The organism is Bifidobacterium intestinale, from assembly GCF_023656765.1.
GTDB classification, from domain to species: domain Bacteria; phylum Actinomycetota; class Actinomycetes; order Actinomycetales; family Bifidobacteriaceae; genus Bifidobacterium; species Bifidobacterium hominis.
In genome coordinates this window covers 391,936-413,459 of record NZ_JAMOKR010000002.1, presented here as the reverse complement: position 1 = coordinate 413,459, position 21,524 = coordinate 391,936, and the positions used below count along the sequence as shown (strand labels likewise).

The 21,524-nt window shown below is 55.3% G+C and carries 15 protein-coding genes; 5 read left to right on the top strand and 10 right to left on the bottom strand.

All coding sequences use genetic code 11. From position 1 onward, the window contains the following. Positions 1-100: 100 nt before the first annotated feature. A complete protein-coding gene (locus tag NBH13_RS04620; RefSeq protein ID WP_099595477.1) occupies positions 101-3,835 on the top strand; it encodes a phosphoribosylformylglycinamidine synthase in 3,735 nt (1,244 codons plus the stop codon). A gap of 120 nt (positions 3,836-3,955) precedes the next feature. On the opposite strand, the gene NBH13_RS04615 is transcribed toward NBH13_RS04620, so the two are convergent. Then, on the bottom strand, positions 3,956-4,183 hold the full coding sequence (locus NBH13_RS04615) for a hypothetical protein (protein ID WP_099570813.1): 228 nt from the start codon (positions 4,181-4,183) through the stop codon (positions 3,956-3,958). Then, entirely contained in the window at positions 4,180-5,805 is a 1,626-nt protein-coding gene (locus tag NBH13_RS04610; protein WP_250779130.1) for a Y-family DNA polymerase, read from the bottom strand. Before NBH13_RS04610 ends, NBH13_RS04615 begins: the two co-directional genes overlap by 4 nt. A 262-nt stretch (positions 5,806-6,067) precedes the next feature. Here NBH13_RS04610 and purF point away from each other — a divergent pair, with 262 nt between their 5' ends. From purF to purD, 3 genes are all read left to right on the top strand, one after another. Continuing rightward, complete coding sequence (gene purF / locus NBH13_RS04605) at positions 6,068-7,582, top strand: amidophosphoribosyltransferase (protein WP_250779129.1); 1,515 nt, start codon at positions 6,068-6,070, stop codon at positions 7,580-7,582. Between the two features lie 18 nt (positions 7,583-7,600). Further along, a complete protein-coding gene (purM, locus tag NBH13_RS04600) occupies positions 7,601-8,635 on the top strand; it encodes a phosphoribosylformylglycinamidine cyclo-ligase (protein ID WP_250779128.1) in 1,035 nt (344 codons plus the stop codon). A 99-nt stretch (positions 8,636-8,734) separates the two neighbouring features. Further along, positions 8,735-9,994, top strand: a complete 1,260-nt coding sequence (gene purD, locus NBH13_RS04595; RefSeq protein ID WP_250779127.1) for a phosphoribosylamine--glycine ligase — start codon at positions 8,735-8,737, stop codon at positions 9,992-9,994. A gap of 181 nt (positions 9,995-10,175) precedes the next feature. Here the strand turns inward: purD and NBH13_RS04590 are convergent, their stop codons facing one another. The 5 genes from NBH13_RS04590 to NBH13_RS04570 form a co-directional block, all read right to left on the bottom strand. Continuing rightward, positions 10,176-12,236 (bottom strand): LTA synthase family protein, encoded by a 2,061-nt coding sequence (locus tag NBH13_RS04590; RefSeq protein WP_440200550.1) that lies wholly within the window; start codon positions 12,234-12,236, stop codon positions 10,176-10,178. Positions 12,237-12,574: 338 nt separating this feature from the next. Further along, positions 12,575-12,973, bottom strand: a complete 399-nt coding sequence (locus tag NBH13_RS04585) for a Fur family transcriptional regulator (RefSeq protein WP_180753649.1) — start codon at positions 12,971-12,973, stop codon at positions 12,575-12,577. A gap of 80 nt (positions 12,974-13,053) precedes the next feature. Further along, positions 13,054-14,223, bottom strand: a complete 1,170-nt coding sequence (gene purK, locus NBH13_RS04580; RefSeq protein ID WP_250779126.1) for a 5-(carboxyamino)imidazole ribonucleotide synthase — start codon at positions 14,221-14,223, stop codon at positions 13,054-13,056. Then, entirely contained in the window at positions 14,207-14,704 is a 498-nt protein-coding gene (gene purE, locus NBH13_RS04575) for a 5-(carboxyamino)imidazole ribonucleotide mutase (protein WP_144090373.1), read from the bottom strand. Before purE ends, purK begins: the two co-directional genes overlap by 17 nt. A gap of 63 nt (positions 14,705-14,767) precedes the next feature. Beyond that, positions 14,768-15,757 carry a zinc-binding dehydrogenase gene (locus NBH13_RS04570; RefSeq protein ID WP_250779125.1) on the bottom strand — a complete coding sequence of 330 codons (990 nt, stop codon included), beginning with the start codon at positions 15,755-15,757 and terminating at the stop codon, positions 14,768-14,770. A gap of 171 nt (positions 15,758-15,928) precedes the next feature. Between NBH13_RS04570 and NBH13_RS04565 the strand changes: the two genes are divergently transcribed. Further along, the gene (locus NBH13_RS04565) at positions 15,929-17,845 is read left to right on the top strand and encodes a 1-deoxy-D-xylulose-5-phosphate synthase (RefSeq protein ID WP_250779124.1); all 1,917 of its coding nucleotides are present in this window, start codon (positions 15,929-15,931) and stop codon (positions 17,843-17,845) included. A gap of 88 nt (positions 17,846-17,933) precedes the next feature. Here NBH13_RS04565 and NBH13_RS04560 read toward each other — a convergent pair whose 3' ends face one another. The 3 genes from NBH13_RS04560 to NBH13_RS04550 are packed head-to-tail and all read right to left on the bottom strand — an operon-like array spanning position 17,934 to position 21,303. Further along, positions 17,934-19,406, bottom strand: coding sequence for an ABC transporter permease (locus NBH13_RS04560; RefSeq protein WP_080788325.1), 1,473 nt, complete (start codon positions 19,404-19,406; stop codon positions 17,934-17,936). Between the two features lie 2 nt (positions 19,407-19,408). Beyond that, entirely contained in the window at positions 19,409-20,545 is a 1,137-nt protein-coding gene (locus NBH13_RS04555; protein WP_250779123.1) for a COG1361 S-layer family protein, read from the bottom strand. A gap of 23 nt (positions 20,546-20,568) precedes the next feature. Then, positions 20,569-21,303, bottom strand: coding sequence for an ABC transporter ATP-binding protein (locus NBH13_RS04550; RefSeq protein ID WP_250779122.1), 735 nt, complete (start codon positions 21,301-21,303; stop codon positions 20,569-20,571). Positions 21,304-21,524: the final 221 nt, after the last annotated feature.

Below are 21,524 nucleotides of genomic sequence, written 5' to 3'. Positions count from 1 at the left end.
ATAGCCCGCATCTGCAGTACAAACTCGGATGCGGGCTTCATCGTTTTTGAAAATCTTACTTTTATCAATCTCACCAAGCCCCTCTTTCAAGGAGTCAACCATGGTTTTTCGCGTGTACGTGGAAAAGAAGCAGGGTTTTGATGTCGAGGCCAGGCAGCTCACCAACGAGCTGAAGACCATTCTTGGCATCGCATCGCTGAAGAATGTGCGTCTCGTCAATCGTTATGACGTGGAAGGCATTAGCGAGGAACTGTTCGCACAGGCTACCCCTACCGTGTTCAGTGAGCCGCAGGTCGATAATGTTTCCGCCGATTTGCCTGATTTCGGTTCTGATATTGTGTTTGCTGTGGAGTATCTGCCCGGCCAGTTCGACCAGCGTGCGGATTCCGCCAGCGAATGCATTCAGCTGATCTCCCAGGGAGAGCGTCCGACTGTTCGTTCCGCCAAAGTGTATGCGCTTGAAGGCGAGCTGAGCGACGCCGATATCGCCGCCATCAAGCATTATGTGATCAACCCGGTCGAGGCGCGCGAAGCTTCGCTGGAAACCAAGACCACGTTGAAAACGCAGGTGCCGGTACCGGGCAAGGTGGAGGTCATCGAAGGCTTCCGCACCATGAGCGACGCCGATCTCGAGCAGTTCATCGTCGATCGTGGCCTGGCCATGGATTTGGCTGATCTGCAGTTCTGCCGTGCTTACTTCACCGAGGAACAGCGTGATCCGACGATCACGGAAATCAAGGTGATCGACACGTATTGGTCCGATCATTGCCGTCACACCACGTTCGGCACACAACTTGATGATGTGCAGATCGATGACGCGACCGTGCAGGCCGCGTTCAATAAGTATCTTGAGATGCGTCACGAGCTTGGCCGCGACGAAAAGCCTGTATGCCTCATGGATATGGGCACCATCGGCGCGAAGTGGCTCAAGAAGAACGGCATTCTGAAGAATCTTGATGAATCCGAAGAAATCAACGCCTGCACCGTCAAGGTAAAGGTTGATGTGAATGGCCATGATGAGGATTGGCTGTTCCTGTTCAAGAACGAAACCCACAACCATCCGACGGAAATCGAACCGTTCGGCGGTGCGGCAACCTGCATCGGCGGCTGCATCCGCGACCCGCTTTCCGGCCGTTCCTACGTGTATCAGGCCATGCGTGTGACCGGTGCCGCCGATCCGACCGTTCCTGTTTCCGAAACCCTCGAGGGCAAACTCCCCCAGCGCAAGCTGGTCACTACCGCAGCCGCCGGCTATTCTTCATACGGCAACCAGATTGGTCTTGCCACCGGTCAGGTCGACGAGATCTATCACCCGGGCTATGTGGCCAAGCGTATGGAGGTCGGTGCGGTTGTGGCCGCGACTCCGGCAGATCATGTGCGCCGCGAAACCCCCGCTCCGGGCGACAAGATCATTCTGCTCGGCGGCCGTACCGGACGTGACGGCATTGGTGGTGCCACCGGCTCGTCCAAGGCTCACAATGTTGAGTCTCTGGAGCTTGACGGTGCCGAAGTGCAGAAGGGCAACGCTCCTGTCGAGCGTAAGTTGCAACGTCTGTTCCGTCGCGGTGACGCATGCCGTTTGATCAAGCGTTGCAACGATTTCGGTGCTGGCGGCGTTTCCGTTGCTGTTGGTGAGCTCGCTGACGGCCTGTATGTCGATCTCAACAAGGTTTCGAAAAAGTACGAGGGCTTGGACGGCACGGAACTTGCGATTTCCGAATCGCAGGAACGTATGGCCGTGGACGTTGCAGCCGAAGACGTCGACGAGTTCCTCGGCTACGCCAAGGAAGAGAATCTCGAGGCTGAAGTCATCGCGACCGTAACCGAAGATCCGCGCATGACTATGGTGTGGAACGGCGACGCGATCGTTGATCTGTCTCGTGAATTCCTCGCTTCCAACGGTGCCCCGAAGCATCAAGTGGCCCACGTCGAAGCGCAGCAGTCCTACACCACTCCGTGGGTTTCCGGTTCCCTGTCTGACCGTATGCATGCCATGCTCACCGATCTGAACGTGGCTTCCAATAAGGGTCTTTCCGAGCGTTTCGATTCCACTATCGGTGCAGGTACCGTACTCATGCCGTTCGGCGGCAAGAAGCAGCTGACCCCGAATATGGCCATGGTTGCCAAGCTTCCGGTGTTCGGCGAAACCACTACCGCGTCCGCGATGGCTTGGGGCTTCAACCCGTTCATTATGGAGAAGAACCAGTTCACCGGCGCTTACCTGTCTGTGGTTGAATCGCTGTCGAAGCTGGTTGCTGCCGGCTTCGAGCATGAGAAGGCGTACCTGAGCTTCCAGGAGTATTTCGAGAAGCTTCGCGATGAGCCGACCCGTTGGGGCAAGCCGATGGCCGCCGTGCTTGGCGCGCTGATGGCTCAGGTTGATCTTGGTGCCGGCGCGATCGGCGGTAAGGATTCCATGTCCGGCACGTTCGAGCAGCTTGATGTGCCGCCGACGCTGATTTCCTTCGCCGTGGCCGTGGGCAATATGAAGCGTGCCACTTCGCCGGAATTCAAGGGTGCCGGCCATCGTGTGGTTCGTATCGCTCCGCGTTATCTCGCTGACGGTTTGACTCCTGACAAGGATGCGCTGCTTGAGACGTTCTCTGTGGTTGAGGAGCTGACTGATTTCGGTGATGCTCTGGCCGTGTCCACTCCGGGTTATGGCGCTACTGCCGAGGCTATGTTCAAGATGACCGTCGGCAACCAGATTGGCGTGGCTCTTGATTCCAAGATTTCCGTGGATGATCTGTTTGCTCCTGCTTACGGCTCCTTCATTGTGGAATTGGCTGATGGCGCCAAGCTTCCGTCAGTGTCGAATCTGGTTGAGATCGGTGAGATTGGTAAGACCACCGAAGCTTACGATTTCGTTGCTGCTGGCGAGACGTTGGATTTGGCTGAATTGCAGGATGCCTGGGAGGGTGGCATCGAGTCAGTGTTCCCGTACCGTTCCAAGGGCGATGAGAAGGGCAAGACCGTTGAGGCTGTTTCCTTCGACGCTCCGAAGAAGACCGTCTACACCGGTACCGGCATTGCCAAGCCGCATGTGATCATCCCCGTGTTCCCTGGCAACAACTGCGAATACGATTCCGCTGCCGCGTTCGAGCGTGCCGGTGCCGATGTGAGCACGTTGATCGTGAACAATCTCACTCCGGCTGCCGTTGCCGAATCCACCCAAGCGCTGGTTGAGGAGATCAAGAAGAGCCAGATCATTATGATTCCGGGCGGCTTCTCCGGCGGCGACGAGCCTGATGGCTCCGCCAAGTTCATCACCGCGTTCTTCCGCGCTCCTGCCGTCACCGAAGCGGTGCGTGACCTGTTGAACAACCGCGATGGCTTGATGCTCGGCATCTGCAATGGTTTCCAGGCTCTGATCAAGCTCGGCTTGGTGCCGTACGGCGATATCGTGCCGATGACTGCAGAATGCCCGACGCTGACGTTCAACACCATCGGCCGCCACCAGAGCCGCTTGGTGCGCACCCGTGTCGCGTCGAACCTGTCTCCGTGGCTTTCCAAGACTTCCGTTGGAGACATGCACACCATCGCCATTTCCCATGGTGAAGGCCGTTTCGTGGCTTCCGATGACGTGCTTGCGCAGCTCAAAACCAACGGCCAGATCGCCACGCAGTATGTAGACGAAGCCGGCGTGCCTGGCATGGATCTGGACGTGAACCCGAACGGTTCGCTGCTGGCCATTGAAGGCATCACCAGCCCAGACGGCCGCGTGTTCGGCAAGATGGGCCATTCGGAACGCTACAGCAACGGCACATTCAAGAACGTTCCGGGCGAAAAGGATCAGCCGCTGTTCACAGCCGGCGTGGAATACTTCACCGCCTGATCCGCGACCGCATCCATAAAAGCGTTCTGACGTAGATTCGAACATACAGAGGCTGTTTGGTTTGATCGGGATTCCTCCCTAATCAAACCAAACAGCCTCTTTTCTGGTCTCCGACACATGTTAGGCGGAGAGGTAGCCTTCGTCGAGATTGACGGGGGTGTTGGCGCGTTCCACTGCTTCGTTCGAATGGGTGGCGGTTTGTTTGATGATGTCGTCGTAGCCGGTGAGAGCGGCGAAAGGCATGAATTGCGCGGCACGGTTGTGCATGCTCATGTGCGGGCGCGTGCACGAGCGATGATGAGGCAAGTTGATGATGTCATCGTAACGGTCGGTTTGCTGCAAACTCATGCTGCATGACCTCCAATCTGCCGGTTGCGCTGTTGACCTGTGGCATCAGCGAACATGTCCATCCCTTTAATGACGGCGTTTTTGCCGAACTTGCGTTTGATGTCAAGAATCGTCTGCTGAACGTGCTGTTCGGAAACCTCATTGATACCATGCGCATCTTCAGCATGGGAAGATTGTGTGCCGCTATTGTCGCTACCTTTATAATTGCCATCATTGGAGACTTCCTGCATATCCGAAAACAGATCGGGCTGAACGTAATTCGCCGCAGCATTCCGCTCAGCCAGCTGTTCGACCGTTTGCAAATCAGAAGCAACCACATTCAATCGACGTACCAACAGCCGATGATCGACGATTCTGCAGAACAATTCGTCAACCGCATCGCATATGCGCGTGGTGGATGACGTATGGTCGCCCAGACCAATCGACCCTGTAGCCGGCTTGGGCACACGCCGACCATACCTATCAAGAGTTACGGGACCGCTATATTCGGCAATAGCTCGCTCAGCCATCGCCTTCAATTCCGGAGTGCCACACTCCCCTAGCCGCTTTGGATCAAGACTGGCGGTATCGTAACCGACCACCAACCCCATATGGCCGGCCTTCACACCTTTGGCAACCAAATCCAAAGACAAGGTGTCCGCCATTTCTCTCACAATCAGCCGCGCCGAGTCAAAACCGACCGCGCCCGTAAGCACCTGCCCCGAACTCATACTATGACCAGCTGGCTTATACGCTTTGATGTCGGCGATCGTGCAAGGTTCCCAACCCCACGCATGGTCGATAAGCAGCTCGGCGTTCACACCGAACATCTTGTACAGCAGGCCCTCGTTGTAATACTCGTCGGCACGGCCTATGGAACATCGGGCTATATCGCCCATTGTCATTAGACCTTGGGCTTCGAGCTTCTTCGCATACCCTCGTCCCACACGCCAGAAATCAGTCAACGGCCTGTGCGCCCATAACAGCCGACGATACGACATCTCATCCAATTGCGCGATACGCACGCCATCCTTATCCGCGGGAATATGCTTGGCGACCACGTCCATAGCCACTTTCGCCAAATACATATTCGTACCGATACCGGCCGTTGCGGTGATGCCCGTCTCCCGAAGAATCTGCTGGATCATTTCACGGGCCATATCATGCGCGCTTTTGCCGTAAGCCCGCAAATACCCGGTAACATCCATGAATACTTCATCTATCGAATAGACATGAATGTCAGCTTCGGATACGTACCTTAAATATATGCTGTAGATTTTCGCACTGATGTTGAGATAATGCGACATTCGAGGCTTGGCTATATACACGCCGGCAGCCAGATTCGGATTAGCTGCGAGCGCTTTCGCATCATACGATTCACCTCTCAGCACACCGCCCGGTGCCGCCGCCCGCCGTGCAGCATTGACTTCTTTAAGCTTCGCTTTGACTTCGAACAGTCTCGCCCGCCCCGGCAGTCCATATGCTTTGAGCGATGGCGACACGGCAAGACAGATGGTTTTGTCGGTGCGCGATTGGTCGGCCACTACCAGATGCGTGGATAGAGGGTCGAATCCGAGTTCCGCACATTCCGAAGACGCATAGAAGGATTTCAGATCGATAGCGATATAGGTACGTTCGGCCATCTTCAGACTCCTTCCATGATTTGGCTCCATCTTGAAACGTCAACGAGCACTTCGCCTCGCAAAGCACCGACAAAGCATCGCCGATGCACCGCACTGTATTTTCCTGCATTCAGCATATCAGAGAGTTCGAACAATTGTTCGACACACCCGACATGCCAAGTGCCCCTAAGGACTCCACGAAAACCGCCAATTGTAGCCTCCGGTTGGTAGGGTTGAACGGTAGCGAATCCCTTGTCTCCATGGTTTTGGAAGGAGCTTTGGCTTGTCAGCTGAACTCGAAGACATCCACGAGGAATGCGGTATTTTCGGCGTTTGGGGCCACCCGGACGCCGCCCGACTCACCTACTTCGGCTTGCACGCGTTGCAGCATCGCGGTCAGGAGGGTGCCGGCATTGTCTCCAACGATAATGGTCATCTCATCGGTCATCGCGGAACGGGTCTGTTGACCCAGGTGTTCAGCGACGAGCGAGAAATCGAACGCCTGAAGGGAGACAGGGCGATTGGCCACGTGCGCTACGCCACTGCCGGCTCTGGCGGCACCGACAACATTCAGCCGTTCATTTTCCGTTTCCATGATGGAGATATGGCCCTGTGCCACAACGGCAACCTCACCAACTGCCCGTCCCTGCGCCGCAAGCTGGAGGACGAAGGTGCGATCTTCCACTCCAATTCCGACACCGAAGTGCTTATGCACCTCATCCGCCGTTCCTCGAAGCGCACTTTCATGGAGAAGCTCAAGGAAGCGCTCAACACCGTTCATGGCGGCTTCGCCTATCTGATCATGACCGAGAACGCCATGATCGGCGCGCTCGATCCGAACGGCTTCCGTCCGCTCTCCCTTGGCAAGATGAAGAACGGCGCATATGTGCTCGCCTCCGAGACCTGCGCGCTCGACATCGTCGGCGCCGAGCTGGTGCGCAACATCCGCCCGGGCGAAATCGTGGTCGTGGATGACCACGGCTACAAAATCGTGCAGTACACCAATCAGACCCAACTGGCCATCTGCTCGATGGAATTCATCTACTTCGCACGCCCGGATTCCGATATTTACGGCGTGAACGTGCATTCCGCCCGCAAGCGTATGGGAGCCCGTCTCGCGCAGGAGTCGCCGGTTGAGGCCGATATGGTCATTGGCGTGCCGAATTCCTCGCTGTCCGCGGCCTCCGGCTATGCGGAAGAAGCCGGTCTGCCAAACGAGATGGGCCTGATCAAGAACCAGTATGTGGCTCGAACCTTCATCCAGCCGACGCAGGAACTGCGCGAGCAGGGTGTGCGTATGAAGCTGTCCGCCGTGCGCGGCGTGGTCAAAGGCAAGCGCGTGATCGTCATCGACGATTCCATCGTGCGCGGCACCACGTCCAAGCGCATCGTGCAGCTGCTTAAGGAAGCCGGCGCAGCCGAAGTGCACATGCGTATCAGCTCGCCGCCGCTGAAGTACCCGTGCTTCTATGGCATTGATATTTCCACCACCAAGGAGCTGATCGCCGCAGAGAAGTCCGTTGAAGAAATTCGCGATTTCATCGGCGCCGATTCCCTGGCCTTCCTTTCGCTTGACGGCTTGGTCGATTCCATTGGTTTAGGAGCGGACGCCCCGTACGGCGGTCTGTGCGTGGCCTACTTCAATGGCGACTATCCGACCGCACTCGACGATTACGAAAGTGACTTTTTGAAGTCCCTCACTCCTGAAGATCGCGTGCGTCTGCCTGAATTCGCCTTGTATAAGAGCAAGTACGAGGGCAACGAATACACCACTACTTCATCCCAAGAAGAACACTGAACCCGAGAAAGGTTTGATATGCCAAAAGCTTATGAGGAAGCCGGCGTAAGCGTCGAAGCCGGTTACGAAGTCGTCAAGCGCATCAAGTCCCATGTGGCGCGCACCAACCGTCCGGGCGTAATCGGCGGTATCGGCGGCTTCGGCGGTCTGTTCGATCTGGCTTCCCTCGGATACAAGGAGCCGGTGCTGATTTCCGGCACCGATGGCGTCGGCACCAAGCTGGTCGTTGCCAAGATGGCCAACAAGCACAACACCATCGGCATCGACTGCGTGGCCATGTGCGTCAACGACATTGCCGCTCAGGGTGCGGAACCGTTGTTCTTCTTGGATTACATCGCCTGCGGCAAGAACGATCCGGCACTGCTCGAGCAGGTTGTGGCTGGCGTTGCCGACGGCTGTGTACAGGCTGGTTCCGGTCTGATCGGTGGCGAAACCGCTGAAATGCCGGGCATGTATGACGAAGACGAGTACGATCTGGCCGGTTTCGCGGTCGGTGTTGCCGAGAAGTCCGCAATCGTGGACGGCTCCACCATCGCTGAAGGTGATGTGCTCATTGGTCTGCCGTCCACCGGCGTGCATTCCAATGGCTTCTCTCTGGTGCGCAAGGCCCTGTTCGAGAAGGCCGGCTACACGGTCGACACCGTGCTTGACGAACTCGATGGCGAAAAGCTCGGCGATGTGCTCCTTACCCCGACGAAGATCTATGTGAAGGCTCTGTCCCCGCTGTTCAAGGCCGGCGTGGTCAAGGGCGTCGCCCATATCACCGGCGGCGGCTTCATCGAAAACATTCCGCGTATGATTCCGGACGGCTTGGCTGCACACATCAATCTCGGCTCTTGGCCGGTGCTGCCGATTTTCGACGTGCTCGAAAAGGCCGGCGAAATCGATCATATGGAAATGTTCAACATCTTCAATATGGGTATTGGCATGGTGCTGGCAGTCAACGCCGAAGATGCTGATAAGACCATGGAATTGCTCAAGTCCAATGGCGAAGCCGGTTATGTGCTCGGCAATATCGTCAAGAAGACCGATAGCGACGTCGAACTGCAGTAAATACATATACGGGGGTGAGCCATAACGGCCACCCTCTTTTATTTCCAAAGACTTTCCTGAACATAGGATTTTCCCAGAAGGGACATAACAGGAGGAAACATGAAGGTTCTGGTCATTGGTTCCGGTGCACGCGAGCATGCCATCGCTCATGCGCTTATGCGTGGCGGCAGCGTCAGCGAAGTCACAGTGGCTCCGGGCAATCCAGGTATGGAGCTTGACGGCATCCGCATCACGCAGATCAACCCGTCCAATCATGCCGCGCTGATTGATTTCGTAAAGAACAACGGCTATGACTGGGTGTTCGTCGGTCCGGAAGTGCCGCTTATCGAGGGTATCGTTGACGATTTCGCTCAAGCTGGCATCAAGGCGTTCGGTCCGAGCAAGGCCGCCGCACAGATCGAGGGGTCCAAGGATTTCGCCAAGCAGCTGATGGAGCGTCACAGCATTCCGACCGCAAAGTATCAGACGTTCGGCGATTTGGAGCGTTCCACGACTTATGTTCGTGAGCATGGCGCTCCGATTGTGATCAAGGCTGACGGTTTGGCCGCCGGCAAGGGCGTGACCGTTGCCATGGATGAGGAAACCGCCATCGCCGCTCTTGAAGACATTTTCGTCGATCATCGTTTCGGCAACGCCGGTGCAAAGGTTGTTATCGAGGACTTCCTGGAGGGTCAGGAGTTCTCGCTGATGAGCTTTGTGAACGGCACTGATTTCTGGCCGATGCCGATTTCGCAGGATCATAAGCGCGCATATGATGGCGACAAGGGTCCGAACACCGGTGGCATGGGTGCGTACAGCCCGGTTCCGCAGATCGGTCAGGATGTGGTTGATACCGCTATTGAAACCATTGTAAAGCCGACCGTTCAGGCTATGGCTGATGAGGGAACGCCGTTCACTGGCATTCTGTACGCTGGCTTGATTGCCACCGCTGACGGTCCGAAGGTCATCGAGTTCAATGCTCGTTTTGGCGATCCGGAAACGGAAGTCGTGCTGCCGAAGCTCACGTCTGATCTTGGCGCTGGCATCAGCGCTCTGCTCAATGGCGAGACTCCGGAATTCACTTGGGATAACGACAATGCCACGCTTGGTGTGGTGCTCGCCGCCGACGGCTATCCTGTCGATGTGATCAAGGGCGCTGCGATTCCTGAGATTCCAGTCGACGAGGATTCCCACGTGTATTACGCTGGCGTGGCTCGTAGCGAAGAAGGCCTGATCGCCAATTCCGGTCGCGTGCTGCTGGTCGAAACTTCTGCCGCTGATATCAAGACCGCTCAAGACAAGGTGTATGCGATTATCGACAAGCTCGACACCAAGGGCATGTTCTACCGTCACGACATTGGCGCCAAGGCATTGCAGTAGTACAGCAAGCGCAATATAAACGCGCAATCAATTGCCAATCAAAGAAGACCTGTGCCCAATCAGCACAGGTCTTCTTTGTATTATTATTATTGGCAATCCCACAAATCATCAATTATTTATAATTGACAGTTATTTAGATTATGCTCGAATATTTGATAGCATTCACACGTACTGCCAAATATCACGGCAAATCCATGAAATCCGTATCTTTCAGATAATTCTTTCCTGTCGTAATATCGTACTGGATCAGCTTGTAGTCAGCCAGCAGCTGCTTGGTTTCCGTATCGAAATCGCTTTCAGCCATGGGATTACCGTCAGCATCAAGATAAATGTTCTGGCCTTCAGGAATACGGTCCCATCCTTGGATATTGTTGACGACTGGCGGCTCCATGGCGGAGATTTTCTCATGCATTTGCGTGAGGAACGCCAGATACGGGGACACCTTGGCGTTCATATGCTCTGCGGCCTGCGCCACGAAGAAGTTCGGCGACGAATAGTCGGCATTGTCGATCTCGTTGCCTTGCGAGCCGGACGCCTTGTTGGACCAGATGAAATAATCCGTCAAATGCAAGGCAAGCGAATTGTTGTCATCTTCGGAAGCGGATGAATAAATGCCCGGCAGATGATCACCGTAGAACACCACGGTGATCGGCTTGTCGATGGCGTCGAGCTTGTCAAGGAAGTCGGCGGTCGCCTCGTCGGTCAGAGCCGCACCCTTCTGATAGGTTTCGATGGACTCCTTCTCATCGTCCTCCAAAGGAGTGCCCGTAGTGGATTCTGCCTTGAAATCGTTATTCTTATACCAATCATGGTATGGCATGTGGTTCTGCATGGTGATGACCTGCAGGAACTGGTTGCCATCGGTTTTCTTGACTTCTTCGATGGTGCTCTCGTACGTCGCTTCGTCAGACACGTACGGCGAATCGTCGATCTTGTCTTGATGCGAGATGACGTCCGGACCGGTCAACGTGTAGAAATGCGAGAATCCGAACTTCTTATAGTTGGTGGCGCGCGAATACATGGACGATTCGTATGGATGAAGTCCGATGGAATTCTTCGCCGCACCCCACAGCTGGTTGATGGTCGGCGTCCAATGCTCGTTCGGCACGAGTTGCTGATACGGGCTGGTAAGCGACGAATCGAAGTTCGACATGCTCAAACCCGTCAATCCCATGTATTCGAGATTGGCGGTTCCTCCACCGTATCCGGACGAAAGCATCAAACCGGAAGTCGTGTTTTCTTTGATGGAGCGGATGTTAGGCATGGAATCCTTGTTGACCTTCAATCCCGGCACACGAGACGGGTCGGAGAACGATTCAGACAACACGTAGATCACCGTGCTGTCGGTCATATTTTCGGTACGCGACGCGTTGATTTTCGTCGCGGCTTTTTCATATCGTGCCGCGACTTCCTGCATGGCCTTTTCGGAATAGTTGTCCGGTTTCACCATAACTTTCGGATTCAGCTGCCTGGTGAAAGCGACCAGCGAACCATTGCGCTGCGCATCGTAGACGGAATCCCACATGGACGGCTTGTCTCCCATTGCCGACGCAAATGTTTTCGCCCAAGATCCAACGGTGCTCACCTGCATGGAATACAGTGTGAAGAACGTTCCCGGTACGATGATCAGCAGCAGTCGAACAATCGCATTCAACGAACGCGACTGCTTGTCATCCCCACGGAACAGCTTGCCATGACGTCCATCGCGGTGATTTAAAAACACGAACAACGCAACAAAACAGGCAAAAATTCCAACCGCAAGCAAAATCGTCCAATGTGCTCCGGCCGGCATGAAGCTCATGAGATTACCCGTATCGGCTTTCAGGAAGTTCAAGTCGCTGGGCAGAATCGCCTCATATCGTATGGATACTTTGAAATGTTCGATTACCGCAACGATGAATGTCATGGCCAGAAATATCGGCGTGGCAATCCAGAAACGGTTGATGAGCATGAGCAGTATCACATAGAGCACGCCCCACAGGATCAGGTTGAGCACTGCCACGAAGTTGAGGCTGGTGAACATTTTGGTGACGAAGCCCCAGCCGGTCAGCCACATGTTGTTCGATAGATTGACGCGTGTGGTGGCTTGGCTAACGCCGATCTGCAGCGCGGCCACGCCGATGGCATCAAACACTATGAACAGCACGCCGTATAGCCACCCGGGGAATTCCTTCCGCTCCTTTTTGGGAGCATTGGGATCCACTGTCGAAATACGCAATTCCTCAATCGTCTCGTTGCTCACGGATTCGTTCGTCAAAAGTTTCTCCACTCATAACGCATTGGTTCGCTTCTAACCTTCTTGCCGACACCAACGCTCTCTTGCGACTGCACGTCAAAGAGTTTTGGCCGGCCCTTCCCTGCCCAAGACTCTATCACTTACGCCTGTACCGCCCGCATCATCCTCAAGTATCAACTTTTCTCAGATATTGCTTGGATTATGCCACGTTACTATCCTGCCAAAAATCGTACTGTCGAAATTACATTCACAGTTTCTTTTGATTTTTCCTGTCTATTTCAGCCATAAACGTAAAGAAACGACATTCGAATAGACATTGCGCTTGAAACCGTATGTTTTATGATTCATGCCTGCCGCTGACAGTCGGAGCAGAGTCCGAATACTTCCAGCGTATGCCGTTCGATGGTAAAACCATATTTTGTACTGATGCCACGTAGCCATGTTTCGGATGGTGATTCGATTTCCACGGTTTTGCCGCAGTTCGTGCATACGAGATGATGGTGATGTCCATCATCGCCGCACAGACGGAACAGCTGCTGACCTTCCAAACGCACGGTGTCGGCCTCCCCAGCCTCGGCCAGCGCGTTCAACTGACGATATACGGTGGCGAGTCCCACTTTCACGCCTTCGTCTTCCAGCTTGCGATGCAAATCCTGTGCGGAAATGAATTCATCACTCGCCTTCAGAGCATCATGAATCAGTTCTTTTTGCTTGGTATTGCGCTCCACGCGTCCGTCTGCCAATCTACGTCCATCCTTGATGACTTCGCGCGCCGGCCGATCCTTGAAGGAAAGGCCAGCGCGCGAAACCTACCGTCTAGGTTTTATTTCAAATCATCCCAGCAGCCGGTCTGCTCAAGATCGGCCACGGTCTGCTTAGTGTCGTTGGTCAGCACGGTAATATGACCCATCTTGCGGTCATGGCGCACTTCGGCCTTGCAATAGTCGTGCATGCTCCATTCCGGATGCTCGGCGATCAGCGCACGGGTCGGTGCCACATGCTGGCCGAGCACATTGACCATAACGGCCGGCTTGAGCAGTTCAGGCTGTTCGAGCGGCCAACCCGCGATGCCTCGAATATGCGCATCGAACTGGTCGAACGAGCATGCCTCGATGGTGTAATGGCCGGAATTATGCGGGCGAGGCGCAAGCTCGTTGACGATGACCCGCTCATCCTTGGTGACGAACAGTTCGATGGCGAGAATGCCCGCCAATTCGAAGCCCTGCGCCAGTCGCAACGCGAGTTCGTGCGCCTCCTTCGCCACGGCTTCGCTGACTTCGGCAGGAGCGATGGTCATGTGCAGAATATTGTTGCGATGCTCGTTGCGCACAATCGGGAAGGTCACGTAATCCTTGCCGTTGCCTGCAACGAGAATGCTTGCTTCGAATGCAAAGTCGACGAAGCCTTCGAGAATGCTTGGTGGGAATCCGCCACCACGATCGGCACGGGCACGCACCTTTTCAAGATCGGCATCGGATTTCAGTACCGTCTGGCCATGGCCATCATAACCGCCGGAACGGGTTTTGAGCACGGCCGGGTAATGAATCTCATCGAGTGCCGAGTCAAGCTCCTCAACACTGTTGACGGCCTTCCACGGTGCGGTCGGCGTGCCATGGTCGTTGATGAATTGCTTCTCGTTGACGCGATCCTGCGTGACGCGCAGCAGATCGGTGCCTTGCGGTGCCGCTGCAAGCGCGCGCACTTCGTCGATGGCGTCAGCGTTCACGTTTTCGAACTCGTACGTGAGTACATCGGATCTTTCGGCCAGTTCGCGGATTGCGGTGATGTCGTCATATTCGGCAGTGACCTGAAAATCAGCCACCTGCGCGGTCGGGCAGTCCGGTGTCGGGTCGAGAACTCCGATGCGGAAGCCCATATAACGGGCAGACAACGCCATCATACGGCCAAGCTGACCGCCACCGATGATGCCGATGGTGGCACCCGGCATCAGCCTTTCAACACGGCCGTTGGTTTCCTCAGACAAGCTGGGCATTGGATTCAGCCACCTTTTCCTTCAGCGAGTTACGGTATTCCTGCAGGGCATTGGCCAGACGCTCATCGGTGGTGCTCAGAATGCTCACAGCCAAAAGGCCCGCGTTCGTGGCACCGGAATTGCCGACCGCAGTGGTAGCGACCGGAATACCGCCCGGCATCTGCACGATGGACAACAGCGAATCCCAGCCGGACAACGCATGGGAACGCACCGGCACGCCGATGACCGGAAGGGTGGTCTGGGCCGCCACCATGCCCGGCAGGTGTGCCGCGCCGCCAGCGCCGGCGATAATGACCTTCAGGCCGTTGGCACGGGCATTATGCGCGAACTCGCCCATCAATTCCGGGGTGCGGTGCGCGGAAATCACCTGCTTCATGTACGGCACTTCGAACTGATCAAGCATCTCGCAGGCGTGCTTCATGGTTTCCCAATCGCTCGCCGACCCCATAATCACTGCGACTTCAGGCTTGTTGTCTGCCATTAAGGACCTCCGAAAGAATCCAAAAGAACATGTTCTTGAACACCGCTTACTTTACGCAATCGGCTAGATGTGCAACATGATTTTCCCGAAAACGTCGCCATTCACGATCTTGGAAAACGCAAGTCGCGCATCATCGATCGCATATGCGGAGTCGATAACCGGGTGCAGATCGGCATGTTCCACGAATTTCAACAGGCGTGCGAAATCCTCGCGAGAACCCATGGTGTTGCCTTGCACACGAATATCTTGGAAGAAGATTCTCGTAAGTTCGGCGCCAGGTTGATCGCCCGTAGTCGCGCCGCAGATGGCGATGGTGCCTCCCGGACGCACGGATTTGACGGAATGGCTCCAAGTGGACGCTCCGACGGATTCGATGACGGCATCCACCTTGTGAGGCAGTCGTGCACCCGATTCAAACACCGCGTCGGCGCCGATTTCCAATGCACGATTGCGCTTGTCTTCGCTACGTGAGGTAACGAACACTTCCAATCCAGCCGCATGGGCAAGCTGGATCGCAGCGGTTGACACACCTCCGCCAGCACCTTGAACAAGCACCGTATCCCCCGGCTTCACATTCGCCGACGTGAACAGCAAAGAATATGCGGTAAGCCAGCTGGTGCCCAATGCTGCAGTCTCATCGAAGTTGAGATTCTCAGGCTTGGCAAACACGTTGGCGCTGGGCACCTGCGTGTATTCGGCCATGGTTCCCGCGTACCGTTCGGAAAGAATCGAACGACGCTCCCCCGGCATGACTCCGGCCCCATCGGTGCCGATGAACGTGTACAGCACCACTTCGGAGCCGGCCTTAAGCCCCTTACGCACGGAAATGTCTTCTTGCAGCACGCCTGCCGCATCGGTGCCGAGGATCATCGGCGTCTGCTCGTCGGCAAGCCCCACTCCTTGCAGACTCCACACGTCATGATGGTTCACGCTCGCTGATTTCACACGAATGGTGGACCAGAATGGCTTGGTTTCAGGTTCGGGCATATCGCCCACTTCGAGCATAGACAGCGGATCATCATAATTCGTTCCGGTGGCATATACGGCTTTCATGTTCGCGCTCCTTTGCGAATAACGGCTTTTCACGATTGCAAACACCTCTATTGTGCCTCAAGTTGAGAAGACTTTGCGCTCCTTTGCCCGTAAACACCCTCGTCGGGGCATACAGTGGGATAAGATTTCGCATTTGGTTGCACTGATCGTAGGGAAGGGTGATTGCGCACGATGACCGCTGGCATTTTGAGTTCGATTCACACTCCTGCGGACGTACATGCCCTTTCGGCCCAACAATTACGCGATTTATGCTTTGAAATCCGCACCACACTGCTTGATTACGGCAGGAAGCATGGCGGGCATATCGGCTCAAATCTTGGCGTGGTGGAACTCACCGTGGCATTGCATCGCGTGTTCAACTCGCCTCACGACCGTTTTATTTTCGACGTGTCGCACCAAAGCTACGTGCACAAGATGCTTACCGGACGTGCCGAAGCGTATCTCGACGAATCCCGATTCGGCGAGGTGACCGGTTTCACCAATCCGTTGGAAAGCGAGCATGATTCGTTTGTGCTTGGTCATACCGGCACTTCGATTTCACTCGCGTGCGGTCTCGCCAAAACCCGCGATATGCAACGCATTGCAACAGGCGAAAGCGCTATCGGCAATGTCGTTGCCATTATCGGAGACGGTTCTTTGAGTTCAGCAATCGCTTTCGAAGGGCTAAATAACGCGGCTGAACAGGGCGGCAATCTCATCATCATCGTCAATGACAATGAAATGTCAATCGCTGAGGATTTCGGTGGCATGTACGGACAGCTTGCCAAGTTACGTGCGTCAGATGGCACGGCGGAACTGAACCTGTTCAAGGCATTTGGCTTGGATTACCGCTACGTGGAGCAGGGCAATGATGTTGACACGCTGGTGGAGGTGTTGAACGAGGTCAAAGGTATCGACCACCCGATCGTAGTGCATATTCACACCACCAAAGGCTTGGGCTTCGACGATGGCGAGGAGTTCGACAAAGGTTCGGACGGCTGCAATCAGACCAATCCTCAACCTCATGCGGGCAAATGCGAGGCCAATCATTGGCAGGATCCGGAGGCCTCACTCGGCAAACCGCTCGACGCACGCAAATACTATGGCGAAATGGCCATGGCATCGTTGGAACGCCGTTTCAGCAACGAGCCGGGATTGGTGGTCATCTCCCCCGCAACCCCTGGATCGAACGGCATCACACGAGATTTTCGCGAGCGTGCGGGCGCGCATTACGTTGATACCGGCATTACGGAAGAGCATGCTGCTGCGTTCGCCGCGGGCATCGCCAAAGCGGGCGGCCGCCCCGTGCTTGCGACTTCCGCCACGTTCTTCCAGCGCACCTTCGACCAGCTGCAACAAGAGTTGGCGTTGAATCACGTTCCCGCCACACTGCTGATTTTCGGTGCGGGAATTTCCGGCGCCGACAACACGCATTCAGGCACATTCGATATGACGATGTTCGCCAATGTTCCCGACGTGACCTGTTTGGCTCCCGCAAGCGGCGAACAGATGCTTGACATGCTGGCCTGGGCTACCGGCCCATCCGAGCATGGTGTGGTGGCGATTCGTATGCCCGGCGAGCAGATTCTTGCGCTCGAACGTGCCGCCGATATGGCGTTCGATCCGTTGCAACGCGCCGAAGAGCATGATCCGGCCGTCAATATCGCCGGAGAGTGCCCATTCACGCGCTATCAAATCGTTCAGCCCGGCAGGGATGTGGCGATTCTTGGACTCGGCAACACCATGCCGTTGGCTGCGGAAGTCACGTCGGCACTTGCGGAAGATGATGGGACGCATGCTGCGATCACTGCGACGCTGGTTGACGCATTGCAGTATTCTGCGATGGATGCCGAATTGCTGACGATGCTTGTCGACGGGCATCGTTTGGTCGTTACGTTGGAGGATGGTCAGTTGGAAGGAGGATGGGGTGAGAAGGTCACCGCATTCTACGCGAATTCCAGCAACGCCAAGGCTTCTCATGTTCGTGTGCTGAACTTTGGCGCATCCAAGGAGTTCACCGACCGGGTGCCGCTGGACGAGCTTAATGAACGTTACGGCTTGACTGCGGAAACCATCGTCTCTCGAATTCGTGGTGTTCTTGACGAATAAATGATACGCATAAACGAATTGGCGGGACTGGCCGCTGCATCCACGAACCATTCCCGCCAATCAGCAATCAGCATTGCACAGCCGGCAATCACTGATCGTTCTTGATGGCATCCAAAGCCGGAATCTTCACAGCCTTATTGGCAGGACCGAAACCTGCGATCACACCAACGGCAATCGAAAACAGCATGGCCACCACAAAAAGCCACCATGGAATCACCGAAATACGACTCACATCGTCGCCGCCCATAATCGCCTTGCCGAGATTCTCAACACTGAATCCACCCAAAGACGCCATATTGATGCCTATCGAACCGATTGCGGAAATCAGGCAGGCGATCGCACCGCCAACTAGGCCGATCGCGCCAGCCTCGCAGAGAAACATCATGCGAATATCGCGCACATAACAGCCGAGAGCCTTCATAATGCCGATTTCGCGAGTACGTTCCGATACCGACATGATCATGGTGTTGGCAATGCCAATCGCGGCAACGAAGAACGACACCGCGCCGATGCCGCCCAAAGCCAGCTGGATGCCCCGCGACTGCTTTTCGATTTCCTTACGCGTTTGCTCAAACGAGGAAGTCTGATAACCTGCACCCTTGATTTGCGCTTCAACGTCGGCAACGTCTTTGATGTCTTGGGTATGCACCAATACCTGATCGTAAACGACCTTGCTTGACATGTTGGTCTTGGTATCCCCCGATATTTTGGCGTTCAACGTTTTCATATCGTCGATGCTCATCACAATGCCGGAAGTGAACGCATCATAGTTGTTGGCGGAGGAATCAATGACACCCACCACAGTGTATGGCATGGTAATGGTGGGACTCTCGCCACTGCCGGAATCGGATGGCGCCACGGATCCTCTGCCCACCTTGCGGTAGTCGTCGGGACTTTGATAGTTGGCTCCGGTAATCAGTGTGATTTTGGAGTTCAGCATATCGAAGAACGGGTCTTCGCCTTCGGATTGGGCGCAACCATGCTCATCACAGTAATAACCGCCCGCTTCTATACGATGATTGCTCGGATCTGACGCATACTTGTCGTAGAACGAATACACGAAGGATTTGCCCGCCAACACTTCGCCGGCACGCATCGGAAGACGTCCGCTGGCCAATTTATAGCCGGATTCTTCCAATTGCGTGGCATCGACTCCCACCACGTTGACATATTGCGACACGTACCGGGAGCCAGCTCCTTGCGTGGCATCCACACTGTATGACATCGTTTTCTGCGGAAGCACTCCAGCCACACCGGCAATGCTGCGAAAATTCTGCACGGCGTCATCGTCGAGTTTCGCCTGTTCGCTGCCAGCACCGCTCACGCTGGATGACGTTGCCGTGGAATGCGAACTTCCGCCGTCCGCGTATACGGTGATGTCGTTCAGGTTGCCCATGTTTTTGAGCATCTGCTCGTTCTGTTCGTTGATGCCTTGGCCAATGGAAATCATGAGCACGATTGAACAGCAGCCGACGATCACGCCAAGCACCGTAAGAACCGTACGCGATTTGCGACGCAGCAGATTCTGCATGCACGAACGTGCGATATCCGAAAAACGCATGCTCACTCCTTGACGGAGGGCACGGAATCAATCACCTGGGTCGGCGCATCAATAGCGCCTGCCGTATCGGCAGCCGTATTGGCAGTGCCATCAGTATCAGTGCCGGCATGCGAATCAGTGGGATCCCAATCCCAATCATCATCTTCGGCTGCCTTCTTCGCCTTCTTGCGGCGACGCACAACCACTATGACCACCATGGCGATCACAGCAACGACAGCCACGGCAACGACAATCCACACCCAAGCCGGAATGCCCTGGTTTTCCTGCGGGCCAACATCCGTACCGGGATCGACGGGGGCCGGTGCCTCAGACACCGTGATCTTCACCGGCGATTCCTTGCTCTGCTGCTGGCCATTGGCATCCTCGTATGTCACCTTCAGTTTGGCATCATATTCGCCGGCCGCATCAGCGGTGAAAGCGAATCCAATGGAGCCGGAAGCGCCGGATGCCACATTGCCGATGTACTGCGTGGCTTGCGTGGCGGTGATGCCGTCACCTTCGATGGACGCTTCGACGTTGGACACATCCCCCTTGCCTTTGTTCACATATTCCATGGAAATAGTGGATTCTTCACCAGCATTGACGGTGTCGGGAAGCACGGGATCACCCAGTTCGAAGCGGTCAGGCTGCGAAACAGGTACGGAAATCTTAATATCCGAAGTGTTGGAGTTGCGGGTGTCGCCATCGACATACTCGTATTTGAAGTTGATATCGATGCCCTGCGCGCCGTTCTTCGCGCTCGACAGCACCTGCATGGGCACGGTCTGCGTCAGCGAGTAACCCGCCCATAGCGACTCGTAATAGAACGTGTTCGTACCGCCGGAAATGGCGAAATTCTCGCCGCCGTCAACAGTCACGACCATATTGCTGACCGCAACCTTGCCCATATTCTGGAAAGTGAAGCCAAGATCGAAATTCGTGCCCACCGCCACGGAACCGTCGCCATACGTGTAGTTGGTGATGATGATATTCGGCACCGGACCCGCCAGCTGCACGGTGGAACCGCCGTTGCCGGCGTCCGTGCCATCGCCGTCTTCTGCGAGCGCCGTCGGCACGATGCAGGTCAACGCGATGACGGCGGATGCCACCAGTGCGATGACCATGTTGATGAATTTTGCGGAATGGCTGCCATTGCTCATGGTTTCCCCTTCTCTTCTTGCTGTCATGCGTTATTCACCAGACGGTCATCGATGATGCGCCCGTCAAGCAGCGTTACGATACGATCGGCATATTGCGCCATATTGTCATCGTGCGTGACGAGCACGATGGTTTGGTTCAGGTCTCGTGCGAACGTGCAGATCATGTCCATCACGTCGTTTTTGGTTTTGGAATCGAGATTGCCGGTCGGTTCGTCGGCGAATACGACTTGCGGCCGCGATGCGAACGCTCGCGCAATGCCGACGCGCTGCTGCTGACCGCCTGACATTTGCGTCGGATAGTGGTTCATGCGTTTGCCGAGCCCTACTCGTTTCAGCATTTTCTTGGCGATTGTCTCGCGTTTGTTTTTTGGCATGCCTTGGAACATCAACGGCATTGCCACGTTTTCGACGGCGGTCAGATTGGGCAGCAGATTGTATGACTGGAATACGAAACCGAGATGCTTCTGTCTGAATTCCGCCAGCTGCCGTTCGTCAAGACGGGAGATGGGCACTCCCCTGATGCGCACGCCGCCCTTGGTTGGTTTTTCCATACCGGCAAGCTGGTTGAGCAGAGTGGATTTGCCGGAACCAGATTCGCCATAGATACAGCAGATCTGACCTTGCGGAATGGTGAGATTGATACGGTCCAACGCCACGACGGTCTCGTCGAGCACCGGATACTCCTTACGCAGGTTCTTCACTTCGATGATGGGTCTGCGCGTTCCCATCACCGACTCTTGCCCTTCAATATTCGCCATAGTCTTCTTTGCCTCCCCCATACGGCGTCTGACGCGCTTGATTTGTGACCGAGTTTATACTGTTTCCCCGTTCTTTGCATCCCTTAGGGGAACACCCCGAGATAGCCAAGCTCAACCTCGAGATAGCCAAGTTCAAATACAAAGGAAGGTCTTGTCAGCATGTCATGACGTGCGTCGAAGCGTTCTTCTGGTCCTCAAAGACATGCGCATGGAGAATATCA